Origin of the sequence: Brevibacterium litoralis (assembly GCF_040212315.1) — a bacterium.
Taxonomy (GTDB): Bacteria; Actinomycetota; Actinomycetes; order Actinomycetales; family Brevibacteriaceae; genus Brevibacterium; species Brevibacterium litoralis.
The window spans coordinates 1-11,977 of the sequence record NZ_JBDIUY010000003.1 but is presented as its reverse complement, the minus strand read 5'-3'; the positions used below and the strand labels follow the sequence as shown (position 1 = coordinate 11,977).

The window sequence follows — 11,977 nt, the reverse complement described above, 5'->3', positions numbered from 1 at the left end:
CCCCCCCCCCCCCCACCGCCCCGGTGACCTCGAAGGCGTCGAGTGCGTACTTCGAGCAACTGGGGTAGTACCGGCACACCTCGCCGTACAGGGGCGAGACGATCCGCCGGTAGGCCCGCATGAACCAGACGAAGGGCATCCGCGGAGCGAGCCGCAGGGCCCACAGGACACGGGCACCCCGTCCGGTCGGGGCCGGCGGGAGGGAGGACGGCGAGTCCTCACCGACGCGCACGGGCGGGCCTCTCCGCGCGGCGGGCGCCGGTCGGGCGGTCCGGAAGGGCCCGGACCTTGGGCACCAGCCGATCGATGGTGCGGGTGAGCTCGGCGTGGTCGGCCCCTGCCGCGGCGGGCAACACCCGCACGACGAAGGACTCCCCCGGTTCGAGCGAGTCGAGGCGGCGGTGGAAGACGTCCCGCAGACGCCGTTTCACCCGGTTGCGGACCACGGCGTTGCCGACCGCCTTGGATACGACGAACCCCACGCGCGGGGCGTGGGGTTCGTTCGAGCGCAGGTGGTGCAGCACCAGATACCGGGACCCCGCCTTGCGGCCGGACCGGTGGACGCTCCGGAAGTCCTCCGGGCGCCGGATCCGGTTGTCACCCGGCAGCACGATCAGGCGGACAGCGAGGTGCGGCCCTTGCGACGGCGAGCGGCCAGGATGGCGCGGCCGGCACGGGTGCGCATACGCAGACGGAAGCCGTGGGTCTTGGCGCGCTTACGGTTGTTGGGCTGGAAAGTACGCTTGCTCACTTCGGTTCTCCGGTTTCATTGTCGGTGGGTGCACCGGGGAGACCGGCGCACGTGACGTTGCTTCGACCCTGACGGGCCCGGGCAACAGGACACCGGCCCGTACGGACCGGTGGTGCACCTGTGCCTCAAGACCCTGGGGAAGCCAACGCTCACACTCGCGGACCCGCAACACAGGACACTCCATCCTAGAGTCCCGTCACCCGGCCGGTCAAATGTGCCCGAGGCGCCCCTGCCCAGTGTTCCCAAGGGGAAGAGGCCTCCGCCACATCCGCACCCGCAGATCGCCCACAGTCGATCACCGACTTTCCACCGGCCGTCCACACCCGCATGTGCACAGCCGGTCCACAAATCACATGCCTGTGTTTTCCACATCCACACCCACAGATGTGGAAGAATCCGGGGGTCGATGTGCATTCCGTCCACAGTCTGTGGACAATCATGTGGACGAACTCGGGGCGTGGTCCACAGCAGGGTGGACGAACGGATGTGGAGGAACCTTGGCGAATTCCGGCGAGCAGGAACAGCTGCTGCAGATCTGGCGGACCGTCCTCACGAACCTGCAGAACGATCCCGGGATCAACGCCCATCAGAAGGGCTTCCTGTCACTCGCGGTCCCCAAGGCCCTCGTCGGGGGCAACCTCGTCGTCATCTCCGTCCGGGACGAGCTCACCCGCAACACCTTCGAGAAGAACCTGCGCGGACCGCTGTCCCGCGAGTTCTCCGCCGCACTCGGCCAGGACGTCACCTTCGCGATCGCCGTCGAACCGGATCTCGAGGTCCCGCTCGTCCAGGACCCTCAGCACCAGGGACCCCGGGCCACCCCGGCACCCCAGGCACCGGTCGCACCGGAACCCGAGCCAGCGCCCCATCACACTCCCGGCCCGGCGGCTCCGGCCGAGGTCGTCGCCCCGGTGCCGACACCCGCGGAGGCCGAGGGCTCGGCGCCCGCAGCGGACACCGACGAACCCGCCGGCGCCCAGCAGAGCACGGGACGGGGGATCGAGCGCCTCAACCCGCGCTACACCTTCGACTCCTTCGTCATCGGCGCCTCGAACCGGTTCGCCCACGCGGCCGCCTTCGCCGTGGCCGAACAGCCGGCCAAGGCCTACAACCCGCTCTTCATCTACGGGGACTCGGGGCTCGGCAAGACCCACCTGCTCCACGCGATCGGGCACTACTCCTCGCAGCTCTACCCGAACATCCGGGTGAAGTACGTGTCCTCCGAGGAGTTCGTCAACGACTTCATCAACTCGATCGGCAGTTCGACGACCTCGAACGCCCTGCGGCCCACCTTCCAGAAGCGGTACCGCGAGGTCGACATCCTCATGATCGACGACATCCAGTTCCTGCAGGGCAAGGACGCGACCGTCGACGAGTTCTTCCACACCTTCAACGCCCTGCACAACGAGCACAAGCAGGTGGTCATCACCTCCGACCAGCCGCCGAAGATGCTCAAGGGCTTCGAGGAGCGTCTGCGCTCGCGGTTCGAATGGGGTCTGCTCACCGACGTGCAGCCGCCGGACCTCGAGACCCGCTTCGCGATCCTGCGGAACAAGGCCGCCGCGGACAACCTGCGGATCCCCGACGACGTGCTGGAGTACATCGCCTCCCGCGTGAGCTCGAACATCCGCGAGCTCGAGGGTGCGCTCATCCGCGTGACCGCCTTCGCCAACCTCAACAACCAGCCGATCGAGGTCGGCCTGGCCGAGACGGTCCTGCGCGACTTCATCACGCACGAGGACACCCCGGAGATCAGCGCGGCGGACATCATGGGCCAGACCGCGGCCTACTTCAATCTCACGATCGACGACCTGCGCGGCTCCAGCCGGTCGCGCACGCTCACGACCGCGCGGCAGATCGCCATGTACCTGTGCCGGGAGCTCACCGACCTGTCCCTGCCCAAGATCGGGCAGGAGTTCGGCGGCCGCGACCACACGACCGTCATGCACGCGAACAAGAAGATTCGAACCCAGATGGCCGAACGCCGGGCCCTCTTCACCCAGGTCACCGAACTCACGAACCGCATCAAACAACAGCATCGGCTCTGAAACCCGTTGTCCACGGGTGTGGAAAACTCTGTGGGAAACCGCCTCAGGGGTGTTCACGGGTGAATGAATCCACCACACTGGGGATGTGGAGGGCTGTGAATTCACCTCCGGGACACCCACAGGCCTCCACCGGGTCACGTGCGGGCCTCCACACGGCGTCCACTGTGGACGAGACGGCTCGAGCCCAGTGATTCCGCGGCCTCCACGGTTTCGTCCACAAGCTCCACAGGGGCTACTACTACGACGATGAATACCCAGAGGGGAAGAAGGCCGTGCCGCTCATCGCCCCTCACGGGCGAGGGCGGGCCGTTCGTTTGAACGAACGGCCCCGGTGCGGGATTCGAACACCAGGTCACGACCGCTGCTCCGGCGTGGTCCTGAGCACTCGCCGACACTCATTTCAAGAAGGCGCGCCGCGCGGTATAAAGTTCACGCAGAACTCGCGACCGACGACTGCCGACCCATCAGGAGAGCCGTGAACGCCGAAAGCACGAACGTGAAGTTCCGAGTCGAACGAGACGTCCTGGCCGAAGCGGTCACCTGGACCACCAAGAGCCTCCCGACGCGTCCGGCCGTCCCCGTGCTCACCGGCATCCTCGTCACCGCGGAGGCCGGCGGGACCGTCCGCCTGGCCGTCTTCGACTACGAGGTCTCCGCCCGTGCGGAGGTCGCCGCCGAGGTCGAGACCCCCGGGACCTTCCTCGTCTCCGGCAAGCTGCTGGCCGAGATCGCCAAGGCCCTGCCCAAGGAACCGGTGACCCTCGAGCTCGACGGCAACAAGGTCGACCTCACCTGCGGGTCCTCGCGGTTCTCGCTCATGACCATGCCGGTCGAGGAGTACCCCTCCCTGCCCGTCGTCCCGGAGGCGACCGGTGTCGTCTCCGCGAGCACCTTCCAGCACTCCGTCGGGCAGGTGAGCATCGCGACCTCGAAGGACGACACCGTCCCGATCCTCACGAGCGTCCGCGTCGAGATCGAGGGCAACACCGTCACGCTGTTGGCCACCGACCGCTACCGGCTGGCCGTCCGGGAGTTCCTGTGGAACCCCGTGCGTCCCGACATCTCCGCCTCCGCGCTCGTCCGGGGCAAGACCCTCGCCGACGCCGCCCGCGCCATGGGTGGTGACGTGCAGATCTCGCTCGCCGAGTCCGGTGGCAAGGAGATGCTCGCCTTCTCCGCGAACGGCCGGGTGACGACCTCCCTGCTCGTCGAGGGCGACTACCCCAAGGTCCGGTCGCTGTTCCCCAAGGAGTTCTCGATCAACGCGGTCGTCGAGACGGCGGCCCTCCGTGAGGCGGTCCGCCGTGTCTCGCTCGTCGCCGAGCGCAACACCCCCATCCGCTTCGAGTTCGTCGAGGGGTCGCTCACCCTGCGGGCCGGTGCCGGCGACGACGCCCAGGCCACCGAGTCCCTGCCGATCGCCCTGAATGGCGAGGACATCACCACCGGCTTCAACCCGCACTTCATCTCCGAGGGTCTCGCCGCGATCGACGAGCCCTACGTGCGCTTCGCGCTCACCGAGCCCAAGAAGCCCGTCGTCATCACCGGCCAGCAGGAGATCGACAGCCCGTACGACCCCACGTACCGGTACCTGCTCATGCCGATCATCCGGTTCTGAGACCATCGGTGCCCGTCGTCGTCACGGGTGAGGAGGACATGCACTGATGTGGGTCTCGCAGCTGGCCCTGCGTGACTTCCGGTCCTACACGTCTCTCGACCTGTCCCTGGAACCGGGCGTCACGACCTTCGTGGCCCCCAACGGGTGGGGCAAGACCAACCTCGTCGAGGGCATCGGGTACCTGTCCCGTCTGCGGTCGCACCGGGTGTCCCAGGACCTCCCGCTCGTGCGCACGGGACGGGACCAGGCCCTCGTCTCCGCTCGCGCCGAGCGCGGGGTACGGCACGTGACCGTCGAGGTCACCCTCAAGGCCAAGGGTGCCAACCGGGCGCGGATCAACCGGCAGCCCGTCCGCACCCGCGAACTCCTCGGGCTGTTGCCCAGCGTCGTGTTCGCGCCCGAGGACCTCTCCCTCGTCAAGGGCGACCCCGGGGACCGCCGGGACTGGCTCGACACCCTGCTCGTCACCCGTGTCCCGCGCATGGCCGGGGTCCTCGCGGACCTCGACCGGGCCCTGCGGCAACGCAACGCCCTGCTCAAGAGCCTGCGGGCCGAGCCCGCCCCTGGGCTCGAGGCGACCCTGGAGATCTGGGACTACGCCTTCGCCGAGGCGGCCGCCCAGCTCGTCGTCGGCCGCCGCCGGCTGCTCGCGGACCTCCGCGATCCCCTCGAGGAGTCCTTCGCCGGGATCGCGGCCGACGCTCGGGCCTCCCGGCGTGCCGTGCGGGCCGAGTACACCTCCCGCATCGACCACCACCGGATCGATCCCTTCGCGGACTCGGCGCTCGCGGACACCCGGGACCTCGTCGAGCAGGCGCTGCGGGCCCGCCGTCGCCCCGAGACCGAACGGGGCCTCACGCTCGTCGGTCCGCAGCGCGACGACGTCCTCCTGTCGATCGGCGACACCCCCGCCAAGGGGTACGCCTCCCACGGGGAGAGCTGGTCCCTGGCGCTGGCCCTCCAGCTCGCCGGGTGGGACCTGCTGCGCGAGGGCTCGCTCGACCCGGCCGACCAGCCGGTCCTCGTCCTCGACGACGTCTTCGCCGAGCTCGACGCCGGCCGCCGCCGGCGGCTCGCCGCGAAGGTCGAGGAGGCCGAACAGGTGCTCATCACGGCGGCCGTCGCCGCGGACGTCCCGACCGAGCTCACCGGTCGCATCGTCGACCTCACGACCCTCGAGGACGCCCCCGAGGAGCCCGCGGAGGTCACGGACGCCCCCGAGGACCAGGGCACCTCGGGAGCGGAGGACGGCCCGTGAGCACCGCACTGCCGGAGGTCGACGGGATCCCCGTGGCGCTCCTCGAGGCGCTCGACCGGGTCCGGCGGATGCCGACGGACGGGGACGCGGTGCCCGTCTACCGCGGGCCGCGGCGCAACGTCGGGGCACTGGGGAAGTCGGAGCCCACGTACTCCTCGGCACGTCCGGATCCCCGGGACCCGCAGCCGATCGGGGTGACGCTCGGCGGGCTCACCGAACGGCAGGGCTGGCGGACCTCGCTCGACGTCGGTTCGGTGATCGGGCGGTGGCCCGAGCTCGTGGGCGAGGACGTGGCCGCCCACTGCACGCCGGAGTCGTTCGAACCGCCGGTGCTCGTCGTCCGCGCGGTGACGACCACCTGGGCCACGCAGCTGCGGATCATGAAGGTCCACCTGCTCGACCGCCTGGAGCGGGAGCTCGGGTCGCGGGTCGTCGAGGAGATCGAGATCCTCGGGCCGATCCAGAAGTCCTGGAAGAAGGGCCCCAGGAGTGTCAAGGGACGGGGACCGCGGGACACCTACGGGTGACCGACCTCACGCGAGGTGGTCGACGCCGGGTCCGGTGAGTTCCTCACGGCCGTTGTGCGGCGGGAACACCCCGGCGGACGGGTCGGCCCTCGTGTGTGGGGCTGCTGGGCCGGGGAAACCGGCTTCTCGTGTGTCCCAGGGGCATTCACAGCGCGGCGGAGGGACGTGGAGCGGGACCGACGGGATAGAATGGTGCCTGATCATCACGACCCATCCCGAGGAGACCCGGCTTGAGCGCTGAGAACACGTCCGGAGCGAGCGGAGACGCCGGCCAGGAGATCGCCGCGACCGAGCACGTCGGCGACCACGTGGAACGCGGATACGACGCCGGGGACATCACCGTCCTCGAGGGCCTGGAGGCCGTCCGCAAGCGTCCCGGCATGTACATCGGCTCGACCTCCGCCCGGGGTCTGCACCACCTCGTGTGGGAGATCGTCGACAACTCCGTCGACGAGGCGATGGCCGGCTACTGCGACAGCATCGACGTGACCGTGAGGGCCGACGGCTCGGTGCGGGTCACCGACGACGGCCGTGGCATCCCGGTCGCCATGCACCCCACCGAGGGCGTACCCACGCTCCAGGTGGTGCTCACCGTCCTCCACGCCGGCGGCAAGTTCGGCGGCGGCGGGTACGCCGTCTCCGGTGGTCTGCACGGTGTGGGCTCCTCGGTTGTCAACGCCCTGTCGGTGCGCCTCGACGCCGAGGTCCACCGCGACGGGTACGTGTGGCGGCAGGACTTCCGCCGCGGTGTGCCCACCGGCGAGATGGTCAAGGGCGAGGAGACCGACCGGACCGGTACCACCATCACCTTCTGGCCGGACGGGGACATCTTCGAGACGGTCGACTACGACCGGGAGACCCTGCGGGCCCGCTTCCAGCAGACGGCCTTCCTCAACAAGGGTCTGCAGATCTCGCTCACCGACGAGCGTCCCGTCGAGGTGGACCCGGACGCCCTCGACGCCGACGTCGAGAAGGCGGAGAGCGAGGAGACCGGCCCGTGGTCGGTCACCTACAGGTACGACCGCGGTCTGCTCGACTACGTCGCCTATCTCAACTCGCTGAAGAAGGCCGAGGCCGTCAACGAGGAGATCATCGCCTTCGAGGCCGAGGACACCGAGCACATGATCGCCCTCGAGGTGGCCATGCAGTGGACCAACGGGTTCACGGAGTCGGTGCACACCTACGCGAACGCGGTGAACACCCATGAGGGCGGCACCCACGAGGAGGGCTTCCGCACGGCGCTCACCTCGCTGCTCAACGCCTATGCGCGCGAGAACAAGCTGCTCAAGGAGAAGGACCCGAACCTCACCGGTGAGGACGTCCGCGAGGGCCTCACCGCCGTCATCAGCGTGAAGCTCGGCGAGCCGCAGTTCGAGGGGCAGACGAAGACCAAGCTCGGCAACTCCGAGGCGAAGACCTTCGTGCAGCGGATCGTGCGTGACGAGTTCGGTCACTGGCTGGAGTCCAACCCGCGGCAGGCCAAGGAGATCATCGGCAAGGCCGTGCAGGCCGCGACCGCGCGCATGGCCGCCCGGAAGGCCCGCGAGGCGACCCGCCGCAAGGGCCTGCTCGAGAGCTCCGGCATGCCCGGCAAGCTCAAGGACTGCCAGTCGAAGGATCCCTCACTCTCCGAGATCTTCATCGTCGAGGGTGACTCCGCCGGTGGCTCCGCCGTGCAGGGCCGCGACGCGATCCATCAGGCGATCCTGCCGCTGCGCGGCAAGATCCTCAACGTCGAGAAGGCCCGGTTGGACCGGGCCCTGGGCAACAACGAGGTCCAGGCGCTCATCACCGCCTTCGGTACCGGTATCGGCGAGGAGTTCGACGAGGCGAAGCTGCGCTACCACAAGATCGTCCTCATGGCGGACGCCGACGTGGACGGCCAGCACATCGCCACGCTGCTGCTCACCCTCATCTTCCGGTACATGCGTCCGCTCATCGAGCACGGTTACGTGTACCTGGCGACTCCGCCGCTCTACCGTCTCAAGTGGACCAACCAGCCCCACGAGTACGCGTACTCGGACTCGGAGCGCGACGTCCTCCTGTCCGAGGGCCGGGCCGCCGGCAAGCGGCTGCCCAAGGACGCCGGCATCCAGCGCTACAAGGGTCTGGGCGAGATGAACTACACGGAGCTGTGGGACACGACCATGAATCCGGACTCCCGTCTGCTCAAGCAGGTGACCCTCGACGACGCGATCATCGCCGACGAGATCTTCTCGATCCTCATGGGCGACGACGTGGACTCCCGCCGCAGCTTCATCCAGGAGAACGCCAAGGACGTCCGGTTCCTCGACATCTGAGTGTCGAGGGACCCGGGTACTCCCGGTCCTCCTGATCCCAGTCCTCCCGTCCGCGTGCCGAACCGTGCGGACCGACACCCGAAGGAAGATCTCCTCACGTGGCTGAAGACGACCAGACCCCCGACGACCAGACCTCGAACGACGAGGTGACGAGCCCCGACGAGGTCGGTGGCGTGATCGCCCAGCGCATCGAGCAGGTGGACCTCAACGCGGAGATGCAGAAGTCCTACCTGGACTACGCGATGAGCGTCATCGTCGGCCGTGCGCTCCCGGACGTCCGGGACGGCCTCAAGCCGGTGCACCGCCGCGTGCTCTACACGATGTTCGACGGCGGCTACCGGCCCGACCGCGGTTTCAACAAGTGCGCCCGCGTCGTCGGTGACGTCATGGGTCACTACCACCCGCACGGTGACACGGCGATCTACGACGCCCTCGTGCGCCTCAACCAGCCCTGGGCCATGCGGTACCCGCTCGTGGCCGGGCAGGGGAACTTCGGGTCCGCCGGTGACGACGGTGCGGCCGCACCCCGGTACACCGAGTGCAAGATGGCCCCGATGTCCATGGAGATGGTCCGGGACATCGAAGAGGACACCGTCGACTTCCAGGAGAACTACGACGGCAAGGAGATGGAGCCCGTCTACCTGCCGGCGCGGTTCCCCAACCTCCTCGTCAACGGGTCGACCGGTATCGCGGTCGGCATGGCGACGAACATCCCGCCGCACAACCTGCGCGAGGTCGCCGCCGGTGCCCAGTGGCTGCTGTCGCACCCGGACGCGACGAAAGAGGAGGCCCTCGACGCCCTCATCGGCATCGTCAAGGGCCCTGACTTCCCCGGAGGCGCCACGATCCTGGGCCGCCGCGGCATCGAGGACATGTACCGCACCGGCCGCGGTTCCGTCACCCAGCGGGCGGTCGTCGAGATCGAGGAGATCCAGGGTCGCACCTGCCTGGTCGCCACCGAACTGCCCTACATGGTCAACCCGGATGCGCTGGCCTCGAAGATCGCCGGGTACGTGAAGGACGGCAAGGTCGCCGGCATCGCAGACCTCCGTGACGAGTCCTCCGGCCGGACCGGCCAGCGCCTCGTCATCGTCCTCAAGAAGGACGCCGTCGCGAAGGTCGTCCTCAACAACCTGTACAAGCACACCGACCTGCAGTCGAACTTCTCGGCGAACATGCTCGCGCTCGTCGACAACGTGCCGCGCACGCTCTCGCTCGACTCCTTCCTGCGTCTGTGGGTCAAGCACCAGATCGACGTGATCGTCCGGCGGACGAAGTTCCGCCTGGCCAAGGCGGAGAAGCGGGCACACATCCTGCGCGGTCTGCTCGCGGCCCTCGGCGCCCTCGACGCGGTCATCGCCCTCATCCGCCGGTCCCCGAACGCCGACGAGGCGCGGACCGGCCTCATGGAGCTGCTGGACGTCGACGAGGAGCAGGCGAACCACATCCTCGACATGCAGCTGCGCAAGCTCGCGGCCCTCGAGCGCCTCAAGATCGAGGAGGAGGCCGCGGAGATCGAGGAGCGGATCGCCGACTACAAGGACATCATCGCCAAGCCCGAGCGGCAGCGCGCCATCGTCTCCGAGGAGCTCGACGAGATCGTCGAGCGCTACGGTGACGACCGCCGCACCCGGATCCTCGCCGGCTTCGACGGGGACGTGTCGATGGAGGACCTCATCCCCGAGGAGGAGGTCGTCGTCACGATCACCCGCGGTGGGTACGCCAAGCGCACCCGGACCGCGGAGTACCGGGCCCAGCACCGTGGCGGCAAGGGCGTGGCCGGGGCCAAGCTGCGGGGAGACGACGTGGTCGACCACTTCTTCGTCACCTCGACGCACAACTGGCTCCTGTTCTTCACGAACACCGGTCGCGTCTACCGCGCCAAGGGCTACGACCTGCCCGAGGGCTCGCGGGACTCGAAGGGCCAGCACGTCGCGAACCTGCTCGCCCTGCAGCCGGGTGAGGAGATCGCCCAGGTGCTCAGCACCCGCGACTACGAGGCGGTCGAGTACCTCATGCTCGCCACCAAGAGCGGTCTGGTGAAGAAGACCCGGCTGAGCGAGTACGACTCGAACCGCACCGGCGGCGTCATCGCGATCAACCTGCGCGAGATGCCCGACGGCAGCCCGGACGAGCTCGTCTCCGCCCGTCTGGTGAACTCCGACGACCACCTGCTGCTCGTCTCCTCGGCCGGCATGTCGATCCGGTTCGCCGCCGACGACGCGACGATCCGTCCGACGGGCCGGGCGACCTCCGGTGTCACCGGCATGAAGTTCAAGGGGGACGACGCGCTGCTCGCCATGGACGTCGTCCACCCGGACACCTTCGTGTTCGTCGTGACGGCCGCAGGCTTTGCCAAGCGGACCCCGATCGAGGAATACCGCGTGCAGGGTCGGGGCGGCTACGGCATCAAGGTCGCGAAGGTGACGGACGAGCGCGGTGCGCTGGCCGGAGCCCTCATCGTGAGCTCCGGTGAGGAGGTCCTCGTCGTCATGGAGAAGGGCAAGATCGTCCGGTCCCGCATCGACGAGGTGCCCGCCAAGGGACGCAACACAATGGGTGTTGTGTTTGCCAAGCCGGGGAAGGCGGACCGTATCATTGCCGTGACCCGCGGCCCGGAGACCCCTGATCAGGATCCCGACCACGACCTCGAGACCACCGATCAGGTTGCCGAGGTGGCTGCAGGGGCGACCGAGACCGAAGGTGACGAAGACGCGTGAGTGAGAACGAGAAGAAGCCCGAGCCGAAGGTGATCCGGGCGTCGTCCGGTGGGACACGCCTGACCGCGAGCGGCGAGAAGAAGGACTCCGACATGGGGAAGTCCCAGGCTGCCTCGTCATCCTCCGCCGGGTCGACGGCGAAGAAGTCCGAGGACACCGCGACGAAGGCGGTTCCGGCCGTCGGTTCCGGTCCGACCGCGACGAAGACGTCCGGGTCCGGTGCCGGCGGGGCGGGCGCCTCGGCGGCGAAGAAGACCTCCGGATCGTCCGTGCGGGCCAGCAGTGGTGGCGTGCGGATCAGTGGGGGCTCGTCGAAGACCGCCGACTCCGCCGACGCGACCAAGGTCCAGTCGGCCGTGAAGGCCACGGATACTGCGACGTCCACCGGTTCCGGTCCGGCCCCGGCCGCCGCACCCACGGCGTCGGCGAAGGCGACGAAGGCGGGTTCGAAGAAGTCCTCGGCGGGTCCGCGTACCGTCAAGCTCCAGGCCGCGGCGATCGAGCCGTGGTCGGTGGCGAAGATGGCGGCCCTGCTGTCCTTCGCGATCGCGATCATCACGATCGTCGCCTCGATCGTCGTGTGGCTCGTGCTCCAGGCGACCGGTGTCATCGGCACCATGCACACGACGATCAGTGAGATCGCCGGGCCCGAATCCGCCGAGCAGCTGCTGGGTCTCGTGAGCTTCCGGAACGTCTTCATCTTCTCGGCGCTCATCGGCATCGTGAACATGGTGCTCATGACCGCGCTCGCGACC

General features: G+C 68.6%; 10 protein-coding genes. 7 read left to right on the top strand and 3 right to left on the bottom strand.

The window, feature by feature from the left end:
- The 3 genes from yidD to rpmH form a co-directional block, all read right to left on the bottom strand.
- On the bottom strand, positions 1-232 hold a 232-nt coding region (gene yidD, locus AAD496_RS00475), incomplete at its 3' end, for a membrane protein insertion efficiency factor YidD (RefSeq protein ID WP_349826657.1).
- Positions 219-611, bottom strand: coding sequence for a ribonuclease P protein component (gene rnpA / locus AAD496_RS00470; RefSeq protein WP_349826656.1), 393 nt, complete (start codon positions 609-611; stop codon positions 219-221). The genes yidD and rnpA, both read right to left, overlap by 14 nt.
- A 2-nt stretch (positions 612-613) precedes the next feature.
- Positions 614-751, bottom strand: a complete 138-nt coding sequence (gene rpmH, locus AAD496_RS00465) for a 50S ribosomal protein L34 (protein WP_349826655.1) — start codon at positions 749-751, stop codon at positions 614-616.
- Positions 752-1,248: 497 nt separating this feature from the next.
- On the opposite strand from rpmH, the gene dnaA reads away from it, so the two are divergent.
- The 7 genes from dnaA to AAD496_RS00430 form a co-directional block, all read left to right on the top strand.
- A complete protein-coding gene (gene dnaA, locus AAD496_RS00460; protein WP_349826654.1) occupies positions 1,249-2,799 on the top strand; it encodes a chromosomal replication initiator protein DnaA in 1,551 nt (516 codons plus the stop codon).
- A 475-nt stretch (positions 2,800-3,274) separates the two neighbouring features.
- Positions 3,275-4,417, top strand: a complete 1,143-nt coding sequence (gene dnaN / locus AAD496_RS00455; protein ID WP_349826653.1) for a DNA polymerase III subunit beta — start codon at positions 3,275-3,277, stop codon at positions 4,415-4,417.
- A gap of 46 nt (positions 4,418-4,463) precedes the next feature.
- Positions 4,464-5,675: a DNA replication/repair protein RecF gene (gene recF / locus AAD496_RS00450; RefSeq protein WP_349826652.1), complete on the top strand. Its 1,212-nt coding sequence runs from the start codon at positions 4,464-4,466 to the stop codon at positions 5,673-5,675.
- On the top strand, positions 5,672-6,202 hold the full coding sequence (locus tag AAD496_RS00445) for a DciA family protein (protein WP_349826651.1): 531 nt from the start codon (positions 5,672-5,674) through the stop codon (positions 6,200-6,202). Before recF ends, AAD496_RS00445 begins: the two co-directional genes overlap by 4 nt.
- Before the next feature lie 278 nt (positions 6,203-6,480).
- Complete coding sequence (gene gyrB / locus AAD496_RS00440) at positions 6,481-8,502, top strand: DNA topoisomerase (ATP-hydrolyzing) subunit B (RefSeq protein ID WP_433913709.1); 2,022 nt, start codon at positions 6,481-6,483, stop codon at positions 8,500-8,502.
- Between the two features lie 146 nt (positions 8,503-8,648).
- Positions 8,649-11,222 carry a DNA gyrase subunit A gene (gyrA, locus tag AAD496_RS00435; RefSeq protein WP_349826658.1) on the top strand — a complete coding sequence of 858 codons (2,574 nt, stop codon included), beginning with the start codon at positions 8,649-8,651 and terminating at the stop codon, positions 11,220-11,222.
- Positions 11,219-11,977: DUF3566 domain-containing protein (locus AAD496_RS00430; RefSeq protein ID WP_349826650.1), on the top strand; the 759-nt coding region annotated here is incomplete at its 3' end. The genes gyrA and AAD496_RS00430, both read left to right, overlap by 4 nt.

What these genes read in the sequence shown, in the direction of transcription:
- recF (WP_349826652.1), top strand. Translation starts at nt 4,464, where the DNA reads ATGTGGGTCTCGCAGCTGGCCCTGCGTGACTTCCGGTCCTACACGTCT.